Source organism: Paenibacillus sp. RRE4, from assembly GCF_031844205.1.
GTDB classification, from domain to species: domain Bacteria; phylum Bacillota; class Bacilli; order Paenibacillales; family Paenibacillaceae; genus Paenibacillus; species Paenibacillus xylanexedens_B.
The window spans coordinates 2,550,412-2,575,858 of record NZ_JAUZUT010000001.1 but is presented as its reverse complement, the minus strand read 5'-3'; the positions used below and the strand labels follow the sequence as shown (position 1 = coordinate 2,575,858).

Genomic DNA, 25,447 nt, shown 5'->3' with positions numbered 1-25,447 from the left:
TATAGTTGAAAGTAAAAAAAGAACCCTTTACCCAAGGGTTCTTTTTTGTTGTTTCTGCTCGATATCCTCATGAATGACTTTAGGGACCTCTTCCAGTGCTGTGATGGTATACATCGAAGTTTCCGGATTCGGCTGCAGTTCAACAATGTTGTATTGCCATTCATTGGGCTGTTTGATATAGATACTATGAATTCCTGCATTCACGGCAGGCATAATATCTGTGCGGAGCGAATTGCCAATCATCCAGGTTGCACGGCGATCAAACGGTCCCTTGGACAGGATGCCTTCCAATGCTTCAATATTTTTGTGCTGACGAATATAGATTCGATCATCGAAATAGATAGAAAGCTTCATCTGATCAATTTTCCGTTGCTGGATGACGGTCTCACCGCCAGTGTACAAGTAAAGAGAGTGCCCGGCAGATTTCAGTTCTTCCAACGTTTCTACCATATGCGGATAAGGCTCAACTTCCTGGGTGTAAACACTCATGCCCAGTTTGCTTAAATATGTTTCTTCTTCGGTTGATGTCGCACGCTCGTATTTTCGAGAAAAATATCGATACGTATCAATCAGGGACTGTGGAAAATGGTGACTTGCAAATCCGACTTTGTTCACTCCGGTCACATCGATTTCGAGCTGTTTCTCCCGAATCTGCTGTGTGGTCAGGGCATGTCCGTCAAACCATTGCTGCATGTTCTCAAAGAACTCTCCCAGAACGAGATTGAAATATTTGTTGCAATATACGAGTGTATCATCAAGGTCAAACAAGATATGTTGTTTAAATGAGGTCAACGCTAGTTCACTCCTTGCTTACGCTTGCCTGCGGATCATTCACTATCTTGATCAATTAATTTAGATGCGAATGTAGGATTCTAAAAACATATTCAATTCAGATACTCCGTCAGGTCTGATGCTATATTTTTCTTTACGATTGCTTCCTAATAAATGTGTACGCAGTAGACCTGCAATGCGAAGAGCTGTAACCTGATCTTTGACAGGATCTTGTTCTTTGCCAAGCTCCTCACACATCTCCGAGAGTGACTTCGGCTCGTCCGAAACGTATCTTAACAGGCGAAGTCTTTCCGGGTCTGCTAATGCATGTGTGAATCTTAGCAAGCACGTTGGCGGCTCATCTTCGCTCTCTTCCGGTATATCTACGGGATACTGAATAATCATCATACCTTCATAGAAGCAGTACATGTTAATAGGACGGTTATGCACCGTTGGGAACAGAATCACTTCGTTTAATCCAGCGATGGGTTCCACAATAACACCTGCTGTGGCATATTCTATCAACAGTTCAGGGCCCATTTTTTCGAGCAAAATGCGCTTCTCCTCGGCATCCTCTTCAAGCCATACACGATGATCTTCGCTAATGTTCCGGCAATAGTGCTGATCCCATAGTCGCAGTAATGGGACGTAGCTGTTCCGAATACGCGTCGATTCTTCTATCGTAAGTGAAGGCATTAATGAAGAAACGCGCGCAAATAATTCGTCAGCCGAAAGCTCTGTGAGCATGTCCAGAAAGTCTTGATTCTCTAAAGTGTTATTCTTATATGCTGCCCAGGCGAACAGGACATCGAAATCGTCAAAAGGCCACGTAGCAGCGGGTGCAAGCGCAGCACGTACGTTGGAACTTAGCTTGCGCTCAACGTCCAGAATCCATTCAGGACCAATGTCCAGATGCTGGATCCACTTTTTCGTGACATAAACTAAAAAGCTGTTGAGCATCTCATATATCGGTGAAACATCAATTTTAACGTGATAAGCCATAATGATGCAGAATCCTCCCGTCACATCTAGGTATTCACAGCGACTTAAGTACTATTATGGCTTGTTTTACCGGGCGTTGTCCACTATAATGTTCAAGTTCGGAGTTTAGACCCGATTTATAAAGAAAGTATACACCCATATAAATAACAGCCTGGAGATCGTCAGCAATGGCGATTTTTCTTTGTTTGCGCTTGCAGGAGGAATGAAATGCCGTGGCATTGATGTTCAAATCCAAAATATCACCCTCAACTTTTAATTATTTGATTCTAATTACCGTGATCGTTGCGGCGGGGATCAGTCAGGGATTGTTGCTACCTGTCTTATCCATTTTTCTGGAACAGCAAGGGGTTTCTCCCGGGTTAAACGGATTAAATGCCGCTGCGCTCTACATTGGATCATTCGCAATGACACTGGCAGCCGAGCGTTTACTGGGGTCACTGGGATTCAAAAAACTGATTGTTGGCGGCTTAATTCTGGTTATGCTTCCCTTGATCCTGTTCCCGTATTTTCCTGATATTAAAATTTGGTTTGTGCTACGCCTGATTGTCGGCATTGGAGACAGTGCTTTACATTATGCAGCCCAGCTGTGGGTACTGTTAGTCACTGCGCCAGAGAAGCGAGGACGGTATATATCCCTTTACGGCATGTCTTACGGACTGGGTTTCAGTATCGGGCCATTAGGAATCAAGTTGCTCAGATATGGTGATGCTGTTCCATTTTTGGTGCTGTTTGTTGGGATGGCCGCTGTACTCATTCTGGTGCTGATGAAGCTACCGGATACCAAGCCGGAAAAAGCAGGACATGCTCATTTTCCAGAGAGACGCTTTCGGCGCAGTTTCGCTTGGGCATGGTACGCACTGTTGCCAGCTCTTTTATACGGTTATATGGAAGCGGGCATGAACAGCAATTTTCCCGTTTACGGACTCCGTGTGGGATATGATACGGATCAGATTGCCACTTTGCTTCCTTTTATAGGGATTGGTGGACTATTTCTTCAGCTTCCTCTCGGCATATTAAGTGACCGATATGGTCGAAAAATAATTCTAATGATAGCCGGAATGGGCGGCGGTTTAGCTTTTGTGCTGGTTCCTTTGGCGGGTACGCATTTCTGGCTGACACTTGTGCTGTTGCTTATCGCAGGAGGACTCGTAGGTTCGTTTTTCTCGCTGGGACTCGCTTATGCCGCAGATATTTTACCTAAAGATTTGTTACCCGCAGCGAATGTGGTAGCGTCCTTTCACTTTACGATTGGAAGTATTGTGGCACCGAATCTGGGAGGTCAGTTGATCAACTGGGTTTCACCTGGCAGTATGTTTACGATGCTTGGTTCTATGTATTTAATTTTTGGTATCACAGGTCTATTATTTCGGCGTAAACGCGAAGCGGAATTTGTGTTAAAATAGAAGCTGGTGTTCGCATGGAAATTGATGTCCATTTCCGAGTACACTAGTAGTAGGGAAAAACATGGACAAGAGGAGACATCGCGATGATCAGAGTGGAGAACTTGAGTAAATCCGTTGGAGCGGATCGTATTCCGATTCTACGTGATATTCGTTTTGATATGCAGCAAGGGGAAATGATTGCGGTGGTCGGCTCCAGCGGGAGCGGCAAAAGCATGTTGCTGAAATGTTTGGCGATGAAGGAGACGTGGGATTCCGGGCGTTTTACCGTTGACGGCATCGATATTTTGAAAGAGGGCTGGAGCGGTAAACAGAAAATCCGGCGGGAATGGGCATACTTGGAACAGAACCCGCAGTTATATCCCAGAAAAACGGCTCTAAAGAACGTACTTATTGGACGTTTTGGCCAGACACCATTATGGAGGATGGCAACGGGCATGGTGCGTTCGGATGACTACATGGGAGCGATGGATCACCTTGAAGGTTTAGGTTTACTGGATAAAGCGCATCAGCTTGCTGAAAAAATGAGCGGCGGCGAGAAGCAACGTGTTGCTATCGCAAGGGCGCTTGCTCATGGTGCCAAGGTTGTGCTGGCGGATGAACCTGTCATTGGACTCGATCCTCATACGGCTGATGCCGTGCTTGAAACGTTACGCAAATTGTGTGAAGAGGAACGAGCTACGGTCATTGCCGTACTGCCGATTGAACTAGCAGAGAAACATGCTTCGCGAATCTGGGGAATCGCAGAAGGCAGGATCGCTTTTGATATACGAGGACGGAGATTGACACAGCAGGAGAAAAATCAGATTTAAAATGAGTGCTTAATGAAAAGAGTGATGAGATTGCTTAATTCGCGATGGGGACGCTACATGGCAGCGGGTTCAATGGCTGTTCTGCTCGGAACCGTGCTAAGTGGTTGTACAGTGATCAGTGACCCCAAGCTTCTAATGAAGCCGCCGATGATGTCTACGGACAAAGAGAAACTGTATAATATTGTACAGAAGGAAACACCGCCTGAAAGTAAATTGATTCGGCCCAAAGACATGAGCAATACCAGCATGATTCGTGTGGAAGATCTGAACGGTGACGGCATTCGCGAGGCCATTGTTTTTTACGAGACGCCCAATGAGAATGTACGTATACACGGTATGATTTTGGAAGAGCAGGGAGGAACCTGGGTCAAAAAACTGACGTTTGATGTACCAGGCAATGAGCTTGAATCGTTCAAAGTGATGGATATAACGAATGACGGGAACCCGGACATTATCGTTGGTGTCAGCCTGCAGGATCAGAGAGCCTTAACGGCATATTCATATAAAGGCGGAGTCCTGGAACAAGTGCTGGGCGGCGTGCCTTACAATCAGGTGATTATCGATGATATGCAGGGTAACGCGCTGGATTTAAGCGGAGATGGCAAGAGTGACTTTGTTGTTGTTTCGCTAAACGCCAGTGGTTTTGCCAGCATAGCATTGTATCAGTATCAGGATGACAGTTTTAAGGAAATGGATCGTGTTGTTACCGACTATACGGTTAAAGAAGTGTACAACGCTCTTGGCGGTGAGATCGCTGATGGAAAAATGGGAATTGTACTTGATGCGGATCTGGATGATCGCAGTTCGTTTACACAGATCATGTATGTGAAAGACAATAAACTCGTTAGTGCTTTTAAATCACCGGATCAAACGTACAGAGATGACAAAATTTTAAGCGGTGATGTGAATAATGATGGTATTATTGAGTTTGGATTAAAAGAAACACCAAAAGGTTGGGAGCACTACGTATTTGATTCGCGCATGTGGTTTTATACTTTCTACCAGTGGGATGGCAAAGAGGGGAAAAAGTTTGTGTCGTTCCAGTTCCGGGATGATGCGGATTTGTTCCATTTGAACTTGAAGCCTGAATGGTATGGCAAGATCACGATTGACACCAAATCGGAGAAGGAAAAATACATTCGGTTTAAGATGATCAAAACGGATGAAACCGTGGCCGAAATCAAATATTTCACGTTTTCTCAGTGGGATCTTGAAAAGGGAAAGAGCTGGAAGGAAATTACTCGAACAAAAGATCGGGTGATTGCATCGCGTGTTGCACAATCTGAGGCGGGCAAGGATGCATTAAGCAAAAACTTCTCAGCTGAATAGAAAGGAAGAACTTGATGAGTAAAGTACTTATTCTTGAGGATGAAGAATCCATCCGCAGTTTTATCGTCATTAATTTAAAAAGAAACGGATTCGAAGTGCTGGAAGCGGGCGATGGTCATGAGGCCTTACGCATTTTGCAATCTGTACCCGATATTGATCTTGCCCTGCTGGACGTTATGGTTCCTGGCATTGATGGGTTTGAAGTATGCAGACGGATTCGTGAAACGAATGAACGGCTCGGTATTATTTTCTTGACAGCCAAAGTTCAGGAGCAGGATAAAGTATACGCTCTTTCGGTGGGGGCAGACGATCACGTAAGCAAACCGTTCAGCCCGACTGAACTGATTGCACGGATTCAATCGCTTCTTCGTCGTGTCAATGTACATCGTGAAACTGCAGCTAAAGTAACGTTCCAATCGGGGCCGTTTTCACTGGATCTCATCTCCAAACAGTTTAAAAAGAATAATGAAGCCATTGAATTGACACCCACGGAATTTTCTTTAATTCAGTTCTTCTTGGAAAAAGAAAATACGCCGCTGAGCCGTGACTTGCTACTGGACCATGTGTGGGGCAAAGAATATATGGGTGATCCCAAAATTGTTGATGTGAACATCCGTCGTCTACGTCAAAAAATTGAGAACAATCCTTCCGAGCCTGAATACCTGCAAACTGTATGGGGTCACGGGTACAAATGGAAGGGCCGGGATCAATGATCAAAAAGGGGATCACGCGGCAGATCGTATTACACTACTTTATTGTCGTTTTCCTCGCTCTGGTGCTTGTTGAGTTTGTGTTTATGCTAGCTGTGCAACGGTATTATTACGAGAGCATTTACAATACCATTAGCACGCACATTACCAATAACAGAGACTTCCTTGAGCCAATAGCCAGAGCCAGTAATGGGGAAGACGGCAACAACAACTTGTCCAGACTCCTTGTTCGACTTGCATTAGACAATACTGAACTGGAGATTCTGGATCTGAACGGCCGCGTGCTGGCGAGTTCGACGGCATTTGAATCAGATCGAGCGATGTTACAAACGAGCGACGTTATGCAGGCTTTGAACGGGGATATGGGACGATGGATTGGCAGACAACCCAACACCGGCGAATCGGTGATGGCAGTTGCCAATAAATTCGACCTTGGTGGTGAAAATACGTACATTGTACGTTATCTGACTTCACTCGAATCTGTAAATTCTAAATTACTAGTCATGGGGTTACTGGCTATTGCCGTAGGCGTTGGTGTACTCGCCATCGTGCTTATTATCAGTATTGGAATGGCCAACTCCATTGTAAGGCCTATTAACAGTATTACAGCGGTATCTGCTCAGATGGCGAAAGGACGGCTCGATGTCAGGGTCAAAGGGAATTATAAACATGAACTGGGCGAACTCGCTTCAACGCTTAACTTCATGGCCCATGAAATCGTACGTAGTAACCAGATTAAAGACGATTTTATTTCGTCCATTTCCCATGAACTGCGCACACCGTTGACCAGTATTAAGGGTTGGAGTGAAACGCTTGATTCAGGTGGATACGATCCGGAAGAGACACGGATTGGCATGGGGATTATCGCGAAGGAAACAGAGCGGCTAATCGGGTTGGTAGAAGAGATGCTTGATTTCTCCAAACTGCAGCAGAACCAGATGAAGCTTGTGAAAGGCACGGTTAATATCCGTGAGGTTGTACAAGAGACCATGCTGAACGTATGGGCCAAAGCTGAACAAAAGCAGGTACATCTGAAGTTAGAGACAGACGAAACACGTGCCTACAATGTATACGGCGATGGGAATCGTTTGAAGCAGGTGTTCTTAAACATTGTGGACAACGCGATCAAGTTCTCCCATGAGAACTCGTGGATATTCCTTACGGTCAAAGAAGAGAATGGTCAGATTGTGGCTGTTGTGCAGGATACAGGTATCGGGATCAGCGAAGAACACCTGATTAAGGTAAGGGATCGTTTCTTCCAGGTAAACCACCAAAATGGAGGCACGGGACTTGGTCTTGCCATTACTCAAGAGCTTGTGGAACTGCATGAGGGCACCATTACGATGCAAAGTGAGCTTGGTTCAGGGACAACGGTGACCGTATCCTTGCCTATGCTTAATCAGGAGATAGCTTCAGTTGGACAAGATATGACGGATGAGAAAGCACTGAACGAAGCTGATCCACCGGAAAAACCGGCACATACCACTTCGGAGCCAGACCCAAATGAGCAAATACAGGCTCATGACCCATCAACTGAAGGCGAGAAGCGCTAATTCGTTTGGCCACAGACACTGCTGTAGCAGATAACGAACATCGTATACAGTGAAATCAGAAAGGCGAGCCATCATGGCTCGCCTTTTTACATTTAGGGTACGTCCTAAAGAAATTATGAGGATAACTCACCAGTACGAAGACGACCGCTTTTTTCATACACTTCTTTGAGAATACGTACAGGTTGCGTGCGTACGGCTGGTTTAGGTGCGACAATTTCATTGGGGCCAACGACAACAATCTCATCGGCTGTACCTCTAACAATGGCACCATCTTTGATAATGGCTCCTTCGCCGATAATCGCGCGTTCGATATGAACACCGCGGCCTACGCGTGCATTAGGCATAATGACACTGTCAAGCACTTCAGAGCCTTTGCCAACTTCGGCACCGCAGAAAATAACGGAGCGTTCAGCACGGCCTTCAATAGCGCAAGAGTCATGAACCATGGAAGCCAGATGTTCCATTTGAGTTTGTCTTGCTTTGATTGCGCTTGGTTTGGAGCGCCATTCGCGGGTGAACATAGGCCAGTCTTCTCGTTGCAGGCTCCAGTTCTCTTCGTTGGATAACAGATCCATATGCGCATCCCATAAACTTTTCACCGTGCCGACATCTTTCCAGTAACCATTGAAGTTATATACATAAAGTGAATTGGTTTCTTTTAACATCTGTGGAATGACGTCTTTTCCGAAGTCATGACTGGAATGTGGATTCGCAGCGTCTTCAAGCAAGTGACGTTTCAGATATTGCCAATTGAACATGTATATGCCCATGGAGGCCAAGTTACTTTTTGGTTCAGCCGGTTTTTCGGCAAATTCGGTAACCCGCATGTTTTCATCTGCAGCCATAATTCCGAAGCGGTGAGCTTCGTTCCAAGGCACTTCCATTACGGAAATAGTTGCTGCTGCATGATTAGCCTTATGTGATTCAAGCATCTCGCGGTAATTCATATGATATATGTGGTCACCCGACAAAATTAGAACATTTTCGGGGTTTTGCTGGTCAATATAGTCCATATTTTTATATATGGCATCCGCAGTTCCCAAGTATTCGTCATTTCCTGTATGATAAGATGGAAGCAAGGAGATTCCAGTCTCATTTGAATCGCCATGTGCCCATGGCTCTCCTTGACCAATATGTTCGTGCAGTGATTCCGCTTGGTACTGCGTCAGAACACCTACAGTGTCGATCCCTGAGTTGACGCAGTTACTGAGAGGAAAATCGATAATCCGGTAATGCCCGCCAAACGGTACAGCGGGTTTTGCGATCCTCGAGGTTAAAGGAGCTAATCGCTTTCCTTCTCCTCCCGCCAACAGCATAGCGATGCAATCTTTATTAAACATGATCGTTTCCCTCCCAAAATATTTGTGCAGTGTAGTACATTAGTAAACGAAAGCGAAGCCTCTGAAACGATAGCTATTGTAAAAATTCTGAAAAAAAACATCATTTTTTAAAACAACGCATTTTTCTTTTCAACTTGGCTAGAATGGGGTAATGGTTAGCGTTATATCTATTTTCTGGAGAAAAGAAGGTGATCCCTTGGCTATTGAACCGTTGGCACAACCGGATAAGTTATCTGATCTTATTTATTTATTTCATGAAGGTAATCTTCATCACAGTTATCGAATGTTGGGCGCGCATCCTGAGACTCGCGATCACCGTCAAGGGTTCCGTTTTACCGTGTGGGCACCCAATGCCGTAGAAGTCGGACTGGCTCTGGACCGTAATGGATGGCAAGGGGAAAAGGAACCTTTATATAAGATACCCGAATCTGGATTTTGGAGTCGTTTTTTTCCGGGAATTGAAGAAGGTACTTTATACAAATTTCGCATTTTAACGGAAAACGGAACTGAAATCCTTAAAGCAGACCCTTATGCATTTGAAGCAGAAGTCCGTCCCCAGACAGCGTCAATCACAAGTTCCCTTGAAGGTTACAAATGGAATGACGGTGCGTGGAGGCGTAAACAACGCTCGATGTACAACAAACCTTTACATATTTACGAAATGCATCTGGGTACATGGAAGCGCAAGGGCGATGGAAGCCTGTATAGCTATCGTGAGATGGCGGATTTGCTCGTTCCTTATTTGCTTGAGATGAATTATACCCACGTCGAAATGATGCCCCTTAGTGAGCATCCATATGACCTTTCATGGGGTTACCAAAATACGGGCTTTTACGCACCTACAAGCCGCTACGGGCAACCCAAAGATCTGATGTATCTGGTGGATACGCTACATCAGGCTGGCATTGGTGTATTGCTGGATTGGGTACCGGCTCACTTTGCCAAAGATGAGCATGGTTTACGTCTGTTTGATGGTACAGCGCTGTTCGAGTACGCAGATCCAATGTTAGCCGAGAAACCGGGATGGGGAACACTTAGTTTTGATTATTCCAAACCTGAGGTTCGCTCATTCCTTATTTCGAACGCGTTGTACTGGATGGAAATGTATCATTTTGATGGACTTCGTGTTGATGCCGTGACAAGTATGCTTCGTCTTGATTTTGAAAAGCAGCCAGGACAATATCGTACGAACGATGAAGGCGGCTTGGAGAATAAAGAAGCTGTCGCTTTTTTACAACAGTTGAATACAACTGTTTTCGAATATTATCCTTATGCTTTAATGATGGCTGAAGAATCCAGTGCATGGCCGATGGTTACCATGCCGGTGGACAAAGGTGGTCTGGGTTTTAACTATAAATGGAACATGGGCTGGATGAATGATACGTTAGACTACATGGAATCTGATTTTCATGAACGTGCTTCCAAACATCATTTGTTGACATTTCCGGTGGTATACTCCTTTTCTGAAAATTATGTGCTTCCTCTGTCTCATGACGAGGTCGTGCATGGTAAAAAGTCCCTTCTGAACAAAATGCCAGGAAGTTATGAGCAAAAATTCGCAGGGATGCGCGCGTTTCTCGGTTATTTCATGACATTTCCGGGCAAAAAGCTGTTGTTCATGGGTGGAGAGTTTGGACAGTTCATCGAATGGAAAGATGAAGATCAGTTGGACTGGTTTTTGCTGGACTATGATAGTCACCGCAACCTGCACAAATTCGAGCGCGAGCTATCTGAGCTGTACGTCCGTGAAAAAGCTTTGTGGGAGCTTGATCATTCCTTTGACGGTTATGAGTGGATCACTCCGGATGACCAGGGCCAAAGTGTCATTTCATATGTTCGCAAAGGAAAAAAACCTGCGGATACACTCCTTGTGCTCATTAACTTTCAGCCTGTCAAAAGGGAGCGTTACCGGATTGGCGTCATGCGTCCCGGTATGTATACCGAAATATTGAATAGTGATCATTCGGATTACGGTGGTTCAGGGATAATTAATGATATGCTGATCCCTACGGAAAAGATTCCATTTCACGGGCATGCAAACAGCCTGGAAGTAGACTTACCACCGCTAAGTATCGTTATTTTAAAAAAGAATACACGCCGGAAAACGGAGCCCGTCGCTGAAGGCAGCGCTTCCGTGAAATCGAGAAAAAAGATGGAAAAAAATACAGAAAAAAAAGGGAACAGCACGCTTAAACCGAATAGGGGGACACAAGTATGAATATTTTATTTGCAGCAGCAGAGGCCCATCCGTTTATCAAAACGGGAGGCCTGGCTGACGTTATCGGTGCTCTACCGCAAGCGTTGAAAAATAACGGAGCAGATGTACGCGTGATTTTGCCGAAATATAAAGGGATACCCGAAGAGTACAAAGAAGCTATGAAACCCGTGCTCGTGACGGATGTTCCGCTTGGTTGGCGTAGAGCCTATTGTGGCGTTGAGATGCTGGAGTATGAAGGAATCCCGATTTATTTTATTGACAACGAGTATTATTTTGCACGGGATGGCGTTTATGGGTACATGGATGATGGCGAGCGATTTTCATTTTTTAACCGCGCTGTACTTGAGGTGCTTCCACAGCTCGATTTTAAGCCAGACGTTCTGCACACACATGACTGGCATGCAGGTATGATTCCGTTGTTGCTCAAGGCTCACTATGCTTATGATGCATTTTATAGTGAAATCCGAACGGTATTCACCATACATAATCTATTGTATCAAGGTGTATTTCCACACCAGTTGTTCAGCGAAATTTTGGAGCTTGATGATCGGTATTTCACGATGGAAGGCGCCGAATATTATGGGAATGTCAATTTCCTGAAAGCAGGAATTGTGTATTCTGATCATGTGACAACGGTGAGCCCAACTTATGCCAGAGAAGTGCAAACGTCGTATTATGGGTATGGACTGGATGGATTGCTGAGTTCGCTCGGTGACCGCTTCAGCGGTATTGTGAACGGCATTGATACCAGAAGTTATAACCCGGCAACGGACAATAAGATTGCGGTCAAATACAGATCAAGCTTGTCCAAAAAAATCGAGAATAAAATCGAATTGCAAAAAGAACTGGGGCTTCCGGTTCGTCCAGACGCACCACTGATGGTCATGGTGACTAGGCTCGTTGATTCTAAAGGACTGGATCTGGTATGCCGTGTACTGGATGAACTGCTCTACTACGATGACATTCAATTCGCCGTGCTGGGGACTGGAGATTCAGCTTATGAGCATTGGTTCAGAGAGGCAGCGAATCGGTATCCACTGAAAATGTCAGCACAAATCACATTCAATGACGGATTATCTCGTCGTTTCTATGCGGGCAGTGACATCTTCCTGATGCCATCCAAATTTGAGCCATGTGGAATTAGCCAGTTGCTGGCATTGCGTTATGGCAGTGTACCGCTGGTAAGGGAGACAGGGGGATTAAACGATACAGTTCAAGCTTACAATGAGTTTACAGGTGAAGGTAACGGCTTCTCATTTACAAGTTTTAATGCACATGACATGATGAATACCATTCGCCGTGCAGAAGAGTTCTATCGTAAACCGGATGAGTGGAAAAAAATTGTGAAAAACGCATTGAGCGGAGAATACAGCTGGGAAGTATCGGCTGAGGAATATATGGATATTTATCGTCGAATTCAGGTGTGATCCAAGATTAAGGTAATTACGTATGGAGTGCCGCAGTTTAATAACTGCGGCTTTTGCTGTTACGAAAAAAGGTACGAAAAAAAGGAGTAAGTTTGGTTACCACACTTGAATTAATTCATTCAGAGCGGTCCAAACATACTCCGGAATCACTTAGCGAGTAGTTTGGTCAAATTCCTTACGGATGGCTTGTAACAGTTCAGGCTTGCTCAGAACATCATAAGCTGTAGCAGCGAGTGCTTTGGCTCCCAAAATCATGCCGTCCAGAGCACGTTCCTGCAACGCCAAATCACGGAATTCAATGGAGTGTAGCGTATGAACTTCATCAACGACACGGATATAAGGATGAATCGCCGGGCATCTCAGGGAAACATTACCGATATCCATGGAGCCATGGTCGTTTCCACTGACGATCTCTTCCTGCGGAATGCCGAGTTCCATTAAATTCTGACTGAACGCGTCAGAGAAGGTCTCATTCGTGACCATCTCATCATAGGATGTTTCGTAGTTGGATGTCACGAGTTTACATCCGGTCTGAAGTGCAGCGCCTTGTGCAATCTGAATGACACGTTCGGTTAGTACGTTCAGTTCTTTGCGTGTGGCTGCACGCACGTAAAACTGAGCAGAAGCATAGTCCGGGATAACGTTAGCAGCTTGTCCGCCGCTATTTATGATGCCGTGAATACGGACGGTGCTTTTCACCTGCTGTCTAAACGCATTAATTCCGGTGAACGTTTGGATAACCGCATCGAGGGCATTAATACCTTCATGTGGGCTGGCAGCCGCATGTGAGGATTTACCATGAAACTCGAACTGTACGGCATCGATTGCAAGGGAGCTGCCTGATTTTTCATAAGCATAGAATGGATGGGCCATCAGTGCGACATCACAGTCGTCGAATAACCCCGCTTCCGCCATCGGAACTTTAGCCCCGCGTGTCTCCTCTGCAGGTGTACCAAACACCTTGATCGTTCCGCCGACATCGTCCACAATGGCTTTCAGGCCAACGGCTGCGCCAAGGCTCATCATGCAGATCAGGTGGTGTCCGCAAGCATGGCCAATTTCGGGCAAAGCATCATATTCACATAGTAGGGCAATGGTCGGGCCTGGCTTGCTCGAAGCATAAGTACCGATGAAAGCTGTTTCCAGTCCGAGAATCGGAGCTTGTACTTCAAACCCATGATAAGACAATTCTTCCTTCAAACGGGCTGAGGCAAGATATTCCTCGTTTCCAAGTTCAGGATGAGCTCCGATATATGATGAAATGTCTTTGAAACGGGAAGCATATTGATCAATAACGTTAAAAATTTGGATTTTGTTTGTTGTCATGGCTAAACTCCTTAGGCAAAAATGAAAATAACTCCATGAGTATAACATGTTTGCAGTATTTTTTCAGAAACAAGTCAAGATTTGATCTTGAAAATGCATTGCATAATCATGCATTGTACTTTATAATGACTCAGTCATCAACATGACTGACGAATCAGTAAGTAATCGTAATTATAGCATTGTAAGGGGAGAACAAGGTTGAAATTAATAAGTCGTTATACCGTAATGTTGTTAACGTTCCTTCTTTTTCTGACGGCGGCTGCACCTGCGGCGCTGGCAAGCGGAACGACAGACAACAGCTCAGGCGGTAAAAAACTGGTGCTTGGTACAAGTGCGGATTTTGCACCGTATGAATTCCACAAAGTCATCAATGGCAAAGACGAAATCGTCGGATTCGATATTGCGATTGCCAAAGAAATTGCAGCGGATCTTGGAGCTGAACTCGTTATTGAGGATATGGGCTTCGATGGACTTCTGCCCGCGCTTCAGAGTGGCCGTGTAGACTTGGTCGTCTCTGGCATGACACCGACGGATGAACGTAAGAAAAGCATTGATTTCTCAGAACCGTATTACAAATCCAAACAAGTGATTATGGTTCGTAATGTCGACAAGGACAAATATCCGGACATGAAATCACTGGAAAATGTCAAGATTGGCGTGCAAAAGGGATCCATTCAAGAGACCATCGGACAGAAGATTCCTGGAGCAAAGCTGACTTCACTGGATAAAATATCCGACATCGTGCTTCAATTGCAAACCAAACGCGTTGATGCAGCTATTGTAGAAGATACCGTAGCCGCCGGTTACCTGGATGACATTATCGGTCTTGCTGCAGCGGTTCCTGACGAAGAACAGGCTGAGGCCGCTGTCGGGATCCGTAAGGGCAATACGGAGTTATTAGACTCTGTAAACAAAACCTTGGATCGCTTGAAAAGCGAAGATAAGATCAACCAGATGGTTACAGAAGCAAGTCTCCTGATGGCTGACAAAGTCAATAAATCTCAAAACATTTTCCAACTGTTCTGGGAATACAAAGGCTTATATGCAACAGGTATCGGATACACGCTCCTGTTATCGGCGCTAGGCGTATTATTCGGGGTCATCATCGGTCTGATTATTTGCCTGTTCCGTCTTCATAATATGGCGATTCTTCGCTGGATCGGTACAACCTATGTAGAGGTGATCCGCGGGACGCCAATGCTGGTGCAACTCATGATTATCTATTACGGGGTGTCGCTGACTTTTGGCATTAACTTCTCGGCGCTTCAAGCAGGGATTATGACGCTTTCCATTAACAGCGGTGCGTATCTCGCCGAAATTTTCCGTGCCGGTATTCAAGGCGTCGATCGTGGTCAACTGGAAGCAGCTCGTTCACTGGGTATGGGCAGAGGCGCAGCGATGCGTTACATTATTCTGCCACAGGCCTTTAAGGCCGTTTTGCCAGCCATCGGTAACGAGTTCGTAACGATTATTAAAGAATCATCTATTATTTCCGTCATCGGTATGGTAGATATTATGTATCAAGCAAGTGTAGTCAAAAATCTTACGTTCCAGGGTCTGAACCCGTTCATTATTGCGGCAGCGATTTACTTTGTGATGACATTTATTCTGTCCAAGCTGCTCGGACGATTGGAAAGGAAGTTGGGTGCAAGTGATAGACGTTAGACAATTACACAAATCATATGGTAAAAATGATGTTCTGAAGGGCATTGACGTAACGATTGGCAAAGGTGAGGTCGTTGTAGTTATTGGTCCTTCGGGTTCGGGAAAAAGTACATTTCTGCGCTGTCTGAATCTGCTGGAACAACCTTCATCGGGACAGATCGATTTCGAAGGTGTTTCAATTACCGATCCCAAGCATAACATTAATGCTACACGTGAAAAGATGGGCATGGTGTTCCAGCATTTTAATCTGTTTCCTCATAAAACGGTGCAGCAAAACATCACGATTGCTCCAATCAAAGTGAAGAAACAATCCACGGATGAGGCTAACAAAATTGCCGAGGATCTTCTGAAGACAGTCGGTTTGGCGGACAAAAAAGATGTATATCCGAACCAGCTGTCCGGTGGTCAAAAGCAACGGATTGCGATTGCAAGAGCGCTCGCGATGCAGCCGCATGTAATGTTGTTTGACGAGCCAACATCGGCCCTTGATCCGGAGATGGTCGGAGAGGTATTGGAAATCATGAAACGTCTTGCTGAAGGCGGAATGACGATGGTCATTGTAACACATGAGATGGGTTTTGCGCGTGAGGTGGGAGACCGCATTCTGTTTATGGACGGCGGTGTCATCGTTGAGGAAGGTACCCCGGATGAAGTGTTCGGGGCGCCAAAACATCCGCGTACTCGAGACTTTCTTGCAAAAGTACTTTAATTCATGCCATGCTGTATTTAGAATCAAATGAATAACGGCGTTATCGGATCGAAAGGTCCGGTAACGTTTTTTTGTTGTTTGCGGAAAAGGTAGAACCTAAAAAGTAACTTTTCTGTTACCTGTAAAATGAATTAAAACGCCAAATGGAAACATTTACTACAGCTTAAGGTTACAAAATTGTGATATATTCAAGACTGCCGAAACTTCCGAAGCGGAAGTGCGGGGGACGTAACAATGCAGACATAGTTAATGATTTGAGAAATATGCTGCTTGGGGTGAATTAGGAATACATAATGCTTCAGCATGTCACGTACAGCCTATAGGGTGGGTTCCTCCATCCGAATCCGACAACTAACTTCGCAGGCATCATGAGGGAGGAAGACCATGTATAACAAGAAACGTTTAGCCAAAACAGCCATTGCACTACTGACATCCATTCTATTCATTCAAGCCGTTCCGGCTCACGCGGATTCCGTTCATGTGGCCAAAGAAGGGGACACCTTTTTCACCTTATCCAAGCAATACGGCGTTGATATGAACACATTAATTAAAACGAATAAAGGCATCTCACCATATAACATCTATGGTGGTTTGAAAATTACAATCCCGGGTAACGAAAACAAAGTAGAAGCGGCACCGGTTCAAGCGAAGTCGCAGGAAAAAACGGTTACTGCCGCAAGCCTAGACGTGAATACAGATAATAAAGTGGTGCAGGCTTGGGGGAAAACATTCGACTACAGCAAAACGCTGAGTGTTAAAGCAACAGCGTATTCCGCAGATGCTTCCGAAAATGGTGGATGGGGCGCCGTTGATTATTTTGGAAATCCGCTCGAACTCGGCACGATCGCGGTGGATCCCAAGGTTATCCCTTTTGGAACAAAGGTATTGGTGACAGGGCATACACACCCTGGATTGCCGAAACAGGCTTTCGTAGCAACGGCTTTGGATGCAGGTAGCGCGATTAAAGGAAATCGCATTGACATCTTTATCCCTGGGAGCAAACAGTTCGTTAGCTCATTTGGTTTTCAGGATATTGAGTTGTACATTTTAAAATAAAGCTTAAACCCTCCCATCTATGAATGTGGGATCATAAGTTGAATGGAGTATTAATAAACAGGGTGTTCTTGCATCATCAGGATGGGCTAATTCATGATGACGTAGAGGAACACCCTGTTTTTCATTTATTGTTTCTCTTTTGGCAGTTTAAGCATCTCGTCCAAGGTAACTAATTCATACCCTCGGTTTCGCAATTCTTCAATAACCTCAGGCAAAGCCTCTACCGTACCTTTCAGGTTTGAACCTGTGCCGCCGCCAGCGTGCTGTAATACGATGGAACCGGGTTTCACCGCGGAGAGAATATTTTCTTTTACTTTTTCCTTGGATAGTCCTTTCCAATCGAGGGAATCCACGTTCCAGTTCACGATGCTGTAATGCTGTTTTGCAGCCCATCGCAACTGCTCCTCGTTAATGTCCCCGTACGGAGGGCGAATCATTTTGGGCGTATAACCTGTCAGGCGGTGAATAATATCGCCGGTATGTAAAATTTGTTTGCGAAAGGCGTTCATCGATAACTTACTGAATTCAGGATGATTGTAGCTGTGATTACCGACAATATGGCCTTCTTTCACCATCCGTTTTACCAAATCCGGGTGTTTCTCCGCACGATTGCCGACAACAAAAAACGTTGCACGAACCTTGTATTTTTTTAATACATCAAGTACCCGCGGCGTAAATCTTGGATCAGGTACATCATCAAAAGTCAGCGCAACTTGTTTGGTGGAAGGGCCATTGGTTTTGAACGTATCCGCGTATTTCTGACGAAGTTGACCTAGAGTCAACCGTTCTTCTTTAACATCTGAGCCAGACGCCGGTGTATCACTGAGGGTTGAAGAAGGTTCCTCAGATGAAGCAGCAGACACAGGCGCAGGGGCTAAAGGAGCTGTATAAACCCCAGAACATATAATAGTAACGAGTGCGAGCATGACGAGGCGCATTCGCATGTTAACGGCCTCCTTTTCCAAAATTGCGTTCTCTATGGTATGCCCGTTGTCTGTTTCTTTTATGCATGTGTGAGAAGTTTCATTGCATCATCAGGTCATGAAAGCCATAATTCCACCATATATAACATAAAGAGAAGGATAGGTGGAGAGACGATGAGTACATATGATTTGAAATCCATTCGTTTAGAGGTTTTTGAGGCAGGACAGGACAAGGTATTTCTGATTACGGGTGGTAAAGCTCATATTGGGGCTGTAGCTACATTCTATGTTGACCATGATCGGGTTAGTGGAACGACGGTGCATATTCCAGGACATAAGGAACAGGAGCTATGTGAGAGGCTTGCCCGCAAGGCGGCCGTGCAATTGAAAGTTACGGTAACTGTTATTATGGGCATACATTTTGACAACATTACACGAGTGCAGATCGACGAGATCGTAATGACTGCAGAGAGACTTGTGGATGAACATTTGAATAAGAAGTCAGAGTAATGTTGTTCTAATCGGTCACCTTATAGGATAAACTACACGTGCCTGGATAAGCATAACCTTTAGAGATAATCCTCCTTATATTAGAGGTTGTCATCAAGTTTTAATTTTTTTTTGTAAAATTGAAACGAGTTGCAGATTGTAACGTATGTATCTTTATATACAATGCACAATCCACTGGGAGGAATAACCTAATGTCTATTTTTAAAAGATTACGTGACCTTACAATGTCTAACATCAATGCGATTATCGACAAAGCTGAAGATCCAATCAAGATGACGGATCAATATATCCGTGACATGCAAGAAGATCTGGAAGATGCTGAAAAAGCAGTAGCCGCACAAATCGCAATCGAGAAGAAGTTCAAGCAATTGTTCGAGGAACAGGAAGCGCTTGTGAAGAAACGTGAAGAGCAGGCTCACACGGCAGCTCGTGCACAGAACATGGACCTTGCTCGTCGCGCTTTGGAAGAGAAAAAAGCAGCGGAAGAGAAAATGGTGGAGTACAAAGCCAGCTACGATCAAAACAAAGCGTCCGCAGACAATCTTCGTGGTAAACTCGATGAGATGCGCAAACAATTGACGCAGATGAAAAACAAACGCGAGACGCTTGTTGCTCGTTATAACGCAGCCAAAGCACAAACCGAAATCAACAAAGCGCTGAACGGATTTAGCTCAGACACGGCAAGTGCAGGCCTGAAACGTATGGAAGAAAAAATGATGCAGATGGAAGCTCAGGCTGAAGCAAGCAATGAGATGTCTTCCAAAGGCAAGTCACTTGACGAGGAATTTGAGAAGCTTGGCAAGGATGCGGCTGTTGAGGACGAACTTGCTGCTCTCATGAAACAGTACGAAAACAAAAACTAACACCTTGGCGTTCAGCAGGGTTAACCAGCGGAGGGGAACAGCGTTTCTCCTTCGCTTTTAAATGCGGATCATGTTGATAAGTGGAGGCTGTGTAAATGGATTTGAACATTTTGGCGATGCTGGTCTGGACGGTTTCAGGTTCGGTTTTGCTCTTTGTACTGATGTATGTAGATTCACTCTTTACGAAGTATAAGGATTTTGCTGAAGTCAAGGCTGGCAATATGGCGGTCACCACCCGGATGGTGATGAAGTTGTTTGCGCAAGGTTACGTGCTTGCAACATCCATCTCAACGGCAGGACATCTTGGAGAAGCATTGCTCGTTTCGGTTGTATCTTTCGTTATTTTATTAATTCTGGAAAGTGTTGTTCACTTTATGATTCGTAAATGGGCCACGTTGGATCTGGATACGGGAATACAGCAAGGTAAGACAGGGTATGGTTTGTTCTCCGGCGCTTTGCATATTGTAGGCGCATTGATTATTGCAGCGTGCTTGTAAGCCGATAAGATAAGGAACAGGAGTAATTGGCATGAGTGTATGGAAACGTATTAAAGGAATACTAACAAAGCCCGAGCCGCCCAAAGCGGAAAAAACGATGCTTCAGCTTGCTCCTGGGGATATCTGTGAAGTGTCTCTGGTCACCTATGAAGTCGTTGGCAGAGTGCAGAATCGGGCTCGTAACGCAGTTGTATTAACGCTCCAGGATGGTAGTTCATTCCGATATTTACATGTGGAGGAGCGTGAGATCACACGTTACGCCCTTTATACACCTATTGATGGGAGACTTGATGCCCCTGACGAGGTGCCGACCATTCTTGAACTGGATGATCATGTGTATCATTTGGAGGAAGAATATGGAGGTATGGTGCAGACTGTGGGCAGAACGCCTTATGGTCAGGCTGGTGAGCAACTTGTGTGGCAGTATCAATCGGATGATAACAAACTTCTTCGTGTGGAATGGCAAGACAGAAGGTTTAACCTCTACGAGGGTGAGTCCATTCTTCCTGCGGATTTCAAAGTGATTCGTTCGAACTAGGAGAGGTTCCAATGAAAAAACGCTTGGCACATGGATTAAAATTAATGCTGGTCCTCAGCCTTGTGATGTCTCTGCTTTCTGCGTGTGGTGCAGCTCCTTCCGTACAGGATACATATCCTCTTGAATCGGTAAGTGGCAGCGGTCAATCCACGTCTTACGTATATCGGGCTGCGGATCGTACAGTTCCTGAAGTAGCAAAGGAGCTGTCAGATCAACGAACACCCGACCAGATTTCGGCAGAAAATACAGAGCGGATGTTTCTGGTGTATCAAGACCAGTATTATCATCTGCAGCAAGATCCCAAGAAACCAGAAGATACGCTCGTCGAAGTTGATTCCAAGGAATATGTTCGTCAGAACTATAGCTCTTCTTTCTTACAAGGATATCTGACGGCAACGTTAATTGGCAATTTATTTGATACTTTTGGTGGACGCGGATCAGGCAACTATCGGGGATACACGGAACGGGATACGTACAAACCAAGTGCGGGATCGTACCGGGCCCCGACGAGCAATGATAAAAAACTGGCTCCGCCTATTACCGTTGAGCGCAAAGGCTCCATTACACGGCGTGGCAGTGATAAGGACACAAGTGTTGGTTCTGGCGGCGGTTTATTTGACCGCAAAAAGGATCAAAGTAGAGGAAGTATCGATCGTAACAAAAGCAGCGGCGGCTTGGGTGGTTTGTTCGATTCACCAAAAAAATCCTACAAAAAGCCAAAGACTCGAATCGGTGGTGGCAGGATTATGAGGCGGAGATAACACCTCGTAAGCCTGATATATATGCTTCATGGAATGATTATGATTCACAGAATGATCATTATATACAGGACAAAATAACAGTAGCATGGTGAGACACTGGCGAATGACAGTGAGCACCTTGTTACTGTTATTTTTTATGATTTACGGACACGATGGGACTTGCGAACACGAGGAATCGAAGAAGCCGGCTGCTTGCGTATCCAGCGCAGGTAAGGAATGATCCGTTCATCTGCACGCAGAGATTGCAGATCGGTTAATCCCAACGTGACCAGATCCCGATTCGTATATAACGAGTGGATTTGTTTATGGCAGGGAATGCACAGGTTAGCTGTGGGCATGAAGCTTCCTCCCATTTCCTTTGGCGTTAAATGATGCACTGTTGTCTCAACGGGTTCTCTCCCGCATAATTCACAATGATGATTCATGTTGATCACCTCCAGATATCGAATGCTATTATGTGCAATGACAGGGTAATTCATGTTGTCTGTTCAGGTACATATGCAGTATTTCTGTTCGGAATCAGTGAGTAATCGACTTGTCATCGGCGTATATTCGGGCTACACTTTCTTAAATGAGAAAAGACCTCAGGAGGTAAGTTACTGTGAAACATAATTCCCATTCATATGATATGACCACTGCCAAATTCCATCGCAAGGCTGTACAAGTGCCGGAAGCACAGAGCAGGATTGCTGCTCAGGTATCGGCAGGCCGGATTGAACATGTGCCTCTTGCCGACTCACATGGCCGCACACTTGCTGTGTCGATTGAAGCGCCGCATGCGTATCCTTTTTTCCGCAGATCAGGTATGGATGGTTTTGCAATTCAAAGTGCAGATACGGCTGAGGCCACAAGTGATCATCAAGTGTGGTTTCGCGTTATTGATGAAATTCCGTGCGGATATACATCAGAACATCATATTACACCTGGAACGGCTGCACGAATCATGACGGGTGCTCAAGTTCCGGATGGTGCAGATGCTGTCGTCATGATGGAGATGACGGAAAGCAAGCAGGAAGAAGGGGAGCAATGGATTGCACTGAAACGTCAGATTCAAGCTGGGGCTAATATTACGCCCATTGGGCTTGAAGTGCAGGAGGGACAGCAACTGATCGAAGCCGGTACCGTGATCGGGGCGGGTGAACAATCTGTGCTGGCGACGTTTGGCGTGGCAGAAGTGCCGGTCTTTGAACGGCCGAGGGTGGCTATTTTTGCTACAGGAACGGAGTTACTTGAAGTTCATGAGCCGTTGCAACCTGGCCGGATTCGCAACAGCAACAGCTATATGTTACGTTCACTGGTTGTGGAAGCGGGAGGAGAGCCGGTCATGTACGGAGCCATCGCAGACGATGTGAATACAGCAAGGGCAAAACTGGAGGAAGCGATCAGGGATAATGATATCGTTGTGACGACAGGTGGCGTATCCGTTGGGGACTACGATATTATGGGTGAACTTGTGCTCGAAGAACAGATGCAACTTCTCTTTAACAAAGTCACGATGCGCCCAGGCAGTGTAACTACGGCTGCTGTATATAAGGACAAGCTGTTATTTGCTTTATCAGGTAATCCGGGAGCTTGTTTTGTTGGATTTAATCTGTTTGTTCGCCCCACACTTCGTGCGATGCAAGCAGATGTCCATCCTTATTTGGAAGAATGGAATGTGATTTTGGTAGACGGCTATGAAAAGGTGAACAACTTCACCCGGTTCGTACGTGGACGTACGATCATTCGAGAGGGAAAAGTATTTGCGGCTCCAGCTGCATCCCGTGTGGATGAGTCAAGTGTCATGATCACAATTAAAGACAGTGACTGTCTGATCGTGATTCCGCCTGAGAAGAAGGGCATAGCGGCAGGGGAACAGGTCACCATTCTCAAACTTCCAACCGGGCAGCCAAGGTAGCGAGAATGGATAAAAAGTTTGCTTCAGAGCCAAAGATCATTCAAGTCGTTGGATATAAAAATACAGGTAAAACAACAATGACAGCTGCATTAATCGCCGGAATTGCTTCCAGGGGGTTGAAGGTTGCTGCAATTAAACATGACGGACATGACCATTTTGAGATGGATCAGGAAGGCACGGACTCGTATCAGTTTGGCAAGGCAGGTGCAACCGCTGTAGCAGTGATGTCACAGAAAAGAACGGCGATCATTAAGCAGCACAACACCCGGCTTGACGATATGTTGATTCAGTTTTCAGATTATGACTGGATTGTGATTGAAGGTTTCAAAGATGCCCCGTATCCGAAATTGGTGATGGTGCGCGAAGAAGATGACCTGACCCTGATATGTAAGCTTCAGCAGGTCGTTGGCATTGTTTTTTGGAAGCCGGAGTTAATAAAGGAAGCAGAAGCGGAAAAGTTAAATGTTCAGATGTATGAGGAACAGGATATTAGCGAAAGAACTATGGCGTGTTTCTTGTTCCATGAACGGGAAGTTATTGTAGAGGCTTTGCTTCAGCTAAAATTGCTCCATATCTGAGATCGTTAGAGTGATCAGGGTTTGCAGAAATATTAAACGTAATTATTGTTATGTAAACCATTAATTTATACACAGACACACATATAAAAGATTAGCGGGTTTGACTATCAAAAAATGACATAAAGAGAGCCATTAATCGAATGATTGATTACTATCAAACGTTTAATGGCTTACTGGGTTAACCCTGTTTCATAACAAGAGTGGACAGCCACAGGTCAACGGTTTACGAGTCCCTTGCGATAAGACATTTATCGAACCGTAGTAATGTCCGATTTATAACATGAGTCTAGTTAACTTTAAACGTTGTCATCCATGCGGCGTTCGATGGCCTCGGACATCGTTTTGTCGGTCAGATGCGCATAAATTTCGGTTGTTTCGGTAGAAGCATGACCTAGTTGCTCTTTCGTTTTGTAAATATCATTTTGCAAATAATAGTCGGTGGCAAAAGAATGGCGTAATTTGTGCACGGTAAGATACGGTTTGCCAAAACATTTAGCGTATTTCATGATCATCGCCTGAATTGCACGTTTGGTCATTCGACTGCCTTCGGATTCCCCGTTACGGAGTGCTATAAAGAGCGCTTTTTCTCGTTTAGGTGTGCGGTAACGGGATTGCCGCAGATTCATGTAAGCTGCCAGCTCATCTTTGGCCTGTTCTCTGAAATATACGGGCGTTTTGTATGTTTCATCATTGTTACCTTTGCGGTAAACATAGAGCAGTTTGTTACCCAGATCGAGGTCATCCACATTCAAGTTAACGACTTCAGATACCCGTAGACCGGAGTTGAGGATGAGGCTGGCTATGCAGGCATCTCGTTCTTTGTTCAACTCATGTGAGTAAAGAGCCTGTTTGTTCTTCTGCATATCTGTAGCGTAGCCTTCAAGAATGTAACCGATAAATTCGAGTAATTCATTCTCTTCCAATATCTTGCCTTTGAGCTTCGCGGCAGTATCTTTGGGTTTATGGGTGCGTTTGATTTCAATTTTGGCCATGATATTACGTTTAAGCAGGGGATAGAAGTCTTCATCTTCAGCAATTTGGCTTAAATAATGAAATAGCGACCGCAAGGAAGAAAGTTTGCGTGAAACCGTAATTCTTGCATTGGTACCCTCACGCTTCGTAGTCAGGAAAAGTCGGTACGCAGTAACCGAATCCATACGTAGCACTTCCAGCTCGGTCAATGTTACCCCTTGGTTTGACTCAGCTTGGGACAACCCTTCTGCACGTAGCCAGCTGAAAAAGGTATCATAATCTCTCAAATACTCCAGCAGTGTGGACGGAGACAGATCAGGCAGTTTATAGTCCATGAATTGCTGAACAAACCAGGGCATGGATGGTAGTTTTTCATCTAGTTTGCGTCGGTCAATCTCTTTTTGCACATTGGTCAAGTTCGGCACCTCCATGTGAACGATTATTTTTCTATAAAGTATATTAAGTGTACCATAATTTACATGCAATCATCTTGTTTGATTATGCTGAGAGGTAAGGTCAAGCGTCGGGATGCATAGGGGACGGTTTGTCACGTTGTTGCCCTTCATCTTATAAAGGTTTACAGTATGTAT

The 25,447-nt window shown here is 45.1% G+C and carries 24 protein-coding genes and 1 riboswitch; of the genes, 17 read left to right on the top strand and 7 right to left on the bottom strand.

What is annotated here, in order from left to right:
- Nucleotides 1-27: 27 nt before the first annotated feature.
- Nucleotides 28-792, bottom strand: coding sequence for an HAD family hydrolase (locus Q9R46_RS11585; RefSeq protein ID WP_311280152.1), 765 nt, complete (start codon nt 790-792; stop codon nt 28-30).
- 60 nt (nt 793-852) lie between these two features.
- A complete protein-coding gene (locus Q9R46_RS11580; RefSeq protein WP_145331513.1) occupies nt 853-1,773 on the bottom strand; it encodes an ArsR/SmtB family transcription factor in 921 nt (306 codons plus the stop codon).
- A 221-nt stretch (nt 1,774-1,994) separates the two neighbouring features.
- Between Q9R46_RS11580 and Q9R46_RS11575 the strand changes: the two genes are divergently transcribed.
- The 5 genes from Q9R46_RS11575 (at nt 1,995) to Q9R46_RS11555 (ending at nt 7,577) form a co-directional block, all read left to right on the top strand.
- Nucleotides 1,995-3,176 carry an MFS transporter gene (locus Q9R46_RS11575; protein WP_311281011.1) on the top strand — a complete coding sequence of 394 codons (1,182 nt, stop codon included), beginning with the start codon at nt 1,995-1,997 and terminating at the stop codon, nt 3,174-3,176.
- An 83-nt stretch (nt 3,177-3,259) separates the two neighbouring features.
- On the top strand, nt 3,260-3,985 hold the full coding sequence (locus tag Q9R46_RS11570) for a phosphonate ABC transporter ATP-binding protein (RefSeq protein ID WP_145331512.1): 726 nt from the start codon (nt 3,260-3,262) through the stop codon (nt 3,983-3,985).
- Nucleotides 3,986-4,042: 57 nt separating this feature from the next.
- The gene (locus Q9R46_RS11565; protein WP_311280151.1) at nt 4,043-5,314 is read left to right on the top strand and encodes a hypothetical protein; all 1,272 of its coding nucleotides are present in this window, start codon (nt 4,043-4,045) and stop codon (nt 5,312-5,314) included.
- A gap of 14 nt (nt 5,315-5,328) precedes the next feature.
- Nucleotides 5,329-6,027 carry a response regulator transcription factor gene (locus Q9R46_RS11560; RefSeq protein ID WP_090916668.1) on the top strand — a complete coding sequence of 233 codons (699 nt, stop codon included), beginning with the start codon at nt 5,329-5,331 and terminating at the stop codon, nt 6,025-6,027.
- On the top strand, nt 6,024-7,577 hold the full coding sequence (locus Q9R46_RS11555) for a sensor histidine kinase (protein ID WP_311280150.1): 1,554 nt from the start codon (nt 6,024-6,026) through the stop codon (nt 7,575-7,577). Before Q9R46_RS11560 ends, Q9R46_RS11555 begins: the two co-directional genes overlap by 4 nt.
- A gap of 113 nt (nt 7,578-7,690) precedes the next feature.
- Here the strand turns inward: Q9R46_RS11555 and Q9R46_RS11550 are convergent, their stop codons facing one another.
- A complete protein-coding gene (locus Q9R46_RS11550) occupies nt 7,691-8,917 on the bottom strand; it encodes a glucose-1-phosphate adenylyltransferase (protein ID WP_311280149.1) in 1,227 nt (408 codons plus the stop codon).
- 196 nt (nt 8,918-9,113) lie between these two features.
- On the opposite strand from Q9R46_RS11550, the gene glgB reads away from it, so the two are divergent.
- Both glgB and glgA read left to right on the top strand, forming a co-directional pair.
- Complete coding sequence (glgB, locus tag Q9R46_RS11545) at nt 9,114-11,135, top strand: 1,4-alpha-glucan branching protein GlgB (protein WP_311280148.1); 2,022 nt, start codon at nt 9,114-9,116, stop codon at nt 11,133-11,135.
- Nucleotides 11,132-12,562 carry a glycogen synthase GlgA gene (gene glgA / locus Q9R46_RS11540; protein WP_311280147.1) on the top strand — a complete coding sequence of 477 codons (1,431 nt, stop codon included), beginning with the start codon at nt 11,132-11,134 and terminating at the stop codon, nt 12,560-12,562. Before glgB ends, glgA begins: the two co-directional genes overlap by 4 nt.
- A 150-nt stretch (nt 12,563-12,712) precedes the next feature.
- Here the strand turns inward: glgA and Q9R46_RS11535 are convergent, their stop codons facing one another.
- Nucleotides 12,713-13,888 (bottom strand): M20 family metallopeptidase, encoded by a 1,176-nt coding sequence (locus Q9R46_RS11535; RefSeq protein WP_311280146.1) that lies wholly within the window; start codon nt 13,886-13,888, stop codon nt 12,713-12,715.
- 198 nt (nt 13,889-14,086) lie between these two features.
- Between Q9R46_RS11535 and Q9R46_RS11530 the strand changes: the two genes are divergently transcribed.
- The 3 genes from Q9R46_RS11530 (at nt 14,087) to Q9R46_RS11520 (ending at nt 17,318) form a co-directional block, all read left to right on the top strand.
- A complete protein-coding gene (locus tag Q9R46_RS11530; RefSeq protein WP_311280145.1) occupies nt 14,087-15,553 on the top strand; it encodes an ABC transporter permease subunit in 1,467 nt (488 codons plus the stop codon).
- Nucleotides 15,540-16,262 carry an amino acid ABC transporter ATP-binding protein gene (locus Q9R46_RS11525; RefSeq protein ID WP_311280144.1) on the top strand — a complete coding sequence of 241 codons (723 nt, stop codon included), beginning with the start codon at nt 15,540-15,542 and terminating at the stop codon, nt 16,260-16,262. Before Q9R46_RS11530 ends, Q9R46_RS11525 begins: the two co-directional genes overlap by 14 nt.
- Nucleotides 16,263-16,447: 185 nt before the next feature.
- A riboswitch (cyclic di-AMP (ydaO/yuaA leader) is annotated at nt 16,448-16,644 on the top strand.
- 2 nt (nt 16,645-16,646) lie between these two features.
- Nucleotides 16,647-17,318: a 3D domain-containing protein gene (locus Q9R46_RS11520; protein WP_311280143.1), complete on the top strand. Its 672-nt coding sequence runs from the start codon at nt 16,647-16,649 to the stop codon at nt 17,316-17,318.
- Nucleotides 17,319-17,443: 125 nt separating this feature from the next.
- Here Q9R46_RS11520 and Q9R46_RS11515 read toward each other — a convergent pair whose 3' ends face one another.
- Nucleotides 17,444-18,262, bottom strand: a complete 819-nt coding sequence (locus Q9R46_RS11515) for a polysaccharide deacetylase family protein (protein WP_311280142.1) — start codon at nt 18,260-18,262, stop codon at nt 17,444-17,446.
- A gap of 153 nt (nt 18,263-18,415) precedes the next feature.
- Between Q9R46_RS11515 and lpdD the strand changes: the two genes are divergently transcribed.
- From lpdD to Q9R46_RS11490, 5 genes are all read left to right on the top strand, one after another.
- Entirely contained in the window at nt 18,416-18,751 is a 336-nt protein-coding gene (gene lpdD, locus Q9R46_RS11510) for a prenylated flavin chaperone LpdD (protein ID WP_311280141.1), read from the top strand.
- A gap of 191 nt (nt 18,752-18,942) precedes the next feature.
- Nucleotides 18,943-19,614, top strand: coding sequence for a PspA/IM30 family protein (locus Q9R46_RS11505; RefSeq protein ID WP_090916647.1), 672 nt, complete (start codon nt 18,943-18,945; stop codon nt 19,612-19,614).
- A gap of 95 nt (nt 19,615-19,709) precedes the next feature.
- Nucleotides 19,710-20,111 (top strand): DUF350 domain-containing protein, encoded by a 402-nt coding sequence (locus Q9R46_RS11500; protein WP_090916645.1) that lies wholly within the window; start codon nt 19,710-19,712, stop codon nt 20,109-20,111.
- 31 nt (nt 20,112-20,142) lie between these two features.
- On the top strand, nt 20,143-20,649 hold the full coding sequence (locus Q9R46_RS11495; RefSeq protein ID WP_311280140.1) for a DUF4178 domain-containing protein: 507 nt from the start codon (nt 20,143-20,145) through the stop codon (nt 20,647-20,649).
- A gap of 11 nt (nt 20,650-20,660) precedes the next feature.
- Nucleotides 20,661-21,410, top strand: a complete 750-nt coding sequence (locus tag Q9R46_RS11490) for a DUF4247 domain-containing protein (RefSeq protein ID WP_090916641.1) — start codon at nt 20,661-20,663, stop codon at nt 21,408-21,410.
- Nucleotides 21,411-21,544: 134 nt separating this feature from the next.
- On the opposite strand, the gene Q9R46_RS11485 is transcribed toward Q9R46_RS11490, so the two are convergent.
- A complete protein-coding gene (locus Q9R46_RS11485; protein ID WP_145331490.1) occupies nt 21,545-21,835 on the bottom strand; it encodes an HNH endonuclease in 291 nt (96 codons plus the stop codon).
- A 203-nt stretch (nt 21,836-22,038) separates the two neighbouring features.
- On the opposite strand from Q9R46_RS11485, the gene Q9R46_RS11480 reads away from it, so the two are divergent.
- Together Q9R46_RS11480 and mobB are read left to right on the top strand one after the other, a co-directional pair.
- Nucleotides 22,039-23,307, top strand: a complete 1,269-nt coding sequence (locus Q9R46_RS11480) for a molybdopterin molybdotransferase MoeA (RefSeq protein WP_311281010.1) — start codon at nt 22,039-22,041, stop codon at nt 23,305-23,307.
- 5 nt (nt 23,308-23,312) lie between these two features.
- A complete protein-coding gene (gene mobB, locus Q9R46_RS11475; RefSeq protein ID WP_311280139.1) occupies nt 23,313-23,885 on the top strand; it encodes a molybdopterin-guanine dinucleotide biosynthesis protein B in 573 nt (190 codons plus the stop codon).
- A gap of 296 nt (nt 23,886-24,181) precedes the next feature.
- Here the strand turns inward: mobB and xerS are convergent, their stop codons facing one another.
- Complete coding sequence (xerS, locus tag Q9R46_RS11470; RefSeq protein ID WP_311280138.1) at nt 24,182-25,288, bottom strand: tyrosine recombinase XerS; 1,107 nt, start codon at nt 25,286-25,288, stop codon at nt 24,182-24,184.
- Between the last annotated feature and the right edge of the window lie 159 nt (nt 25,289-25,447).

What these genes read in the sequence shown, in the direction of transcription:
- Q9R46_RS11580 (WP_145331513.1), bottom strand. Translation starts at nt 1,773, where the DNA reads ATGGCTTATCACGTTAAAATTGATGTTTCACCGATATATGAGATGCTC.
- Q9R46_RS11575 (WP_311281011.1), top strand. Translation starts at nt 1,995, where the DNA reads ATGTTCAAATCCAAAATATCACCCTCAACTTTTAATTATTTGATTCTA.
- Q9R46_RS11570 (WP_145331512.1), top strand. Translation starts at nt 3,260, where the DNA reads ATGATCAGAGTGGAGAACTTGAGTAAATCCGTTGGAGCGGATCGTATT.
- Q9R46_RS11565 (WP_311280151.1), top strand. Translation starts at nt 4,043, where the DNA reads ATGGCAGCGGGTTCAATGGCTGTTCTGCTCGGAACCGTGCTAAGTGGT.
- Q9R46_RS11560 (WP_090916668.1), top strand. Translation starts at nt 5,329, where the DNA reads ATGAGTAAAGTACTTATTCTTGAGGATGAAGAATCCATCCGCAGTTTT.
- Q9R46_RS11555 (WP_311280150.1), top strand. Translation starts at nt 6,024, where the DNA reads ATGATCAAAAAGGGGATCACGCGGCAGATCGTATTACACTACTTTATT.
- Q9R46_RS11550 (WP_311280149.1), bottom strand. Translation starts at nt 8,917, where the DNA reads ATGTTTAATAAAGATTGCATCGCTATGCTGTTGGCGGGAGGAGAAGGA.
- glgA (WP_311280147.1), top strand. Translation starts at nt 11,132, where the DNA reads ATGAATATTTTATTTGCAGCAGCAGAGGCCCATCCGTTTATCAAAACG.
- Q9R46_RS11535 (WP_311280146.1), bottom strand. Translation starts at nt 13,888, where the DNA reads ATGACAACAAACAAAATCCAAATTTTTAACGTTATTGATCAATATGCT.
- Q9R46_RS11520 (WP_311280143.1), top strand. Translation starts at nt 16,647, where the DNA reads ATGTATAACAAGAAACGTTTAGCCAAAACAGCCATTGCACTACTGACA.
- Q9R46_RS11515 (WP_311280142.1), bottom strand. Translation starts at nt 18,262, where the DNA reads ATGCGAATGCGCCTCGTCATGCTCGCACTCGTTACTATTATATGTTCT.
- lpdD (WP_311280141.1), top strand. Translation starts at nt 18,416, where the DNA reads ATGAGTACATATGATTTGAAATCCATTCGTTTAGAGGTTTTTGAGGCA.
- Q9R46_RS11505 (WP_090916647.1), top strand. Translation starts at nt 18,943, where the DNA reads ATGTCTATTTTTAAAAGATTACGTGACCTTACAATGTCTAACATCAAT.
- Q9R46_RS11500 (WP_090916645.1), top strand. Translation starts at nt 19,710, where the DNA reads ATGGATTTGAACATTTTGGCGATGCTGGTCTGGACGGTTTCAGGTTCG.
- Q9R46_RS11495 (WP_311280140.1), top strand. Translation starts at nt 20,143, where the DNA reads ATGAGTGTATGGAAACGTATTAAAGGAATACTAACAAAGCCCGAGCCG.
- Q9R46_RS11490 (WP_090916641.1), top strand. Translation starts at nt 20,661, where the DNA reads ATGAAAAAACGCTTGGCACATGGATTAAAATTAATGCTGGTCCTCAGC.
- Q9R46_RS11485 (WP_145331490.1), bottom strand. Translation starts at nt 21,835, where the DNA reads ATGAATCATCATTGTGAATTATGCGGGAGAGAACCCGTTGAGACAACA.
- Q9R46_RS11480 (WP_311281010.1), top strand. Translation starts at nt 22,039, where the DNA reads ATGACCACTGCCAAATTCCATCGCAAGGCTGTACAAGTGCCGGAAGCA.
- mobB (WP_311280139.1), top strand. Translation starts at nt 23,313, where the DNA reads ATGGATAAAAAGTTTGCTTCAGAGCCAAAGATCATTCAAGTCGTTGGA.
- xerS (WP_311280138.1), bottom strand. Translation starts at nt 25,288, where the DNA reads ATGGAGGTGCCGAACTTGACCAATGTGCAAAAAGAGATTGACCGACGC.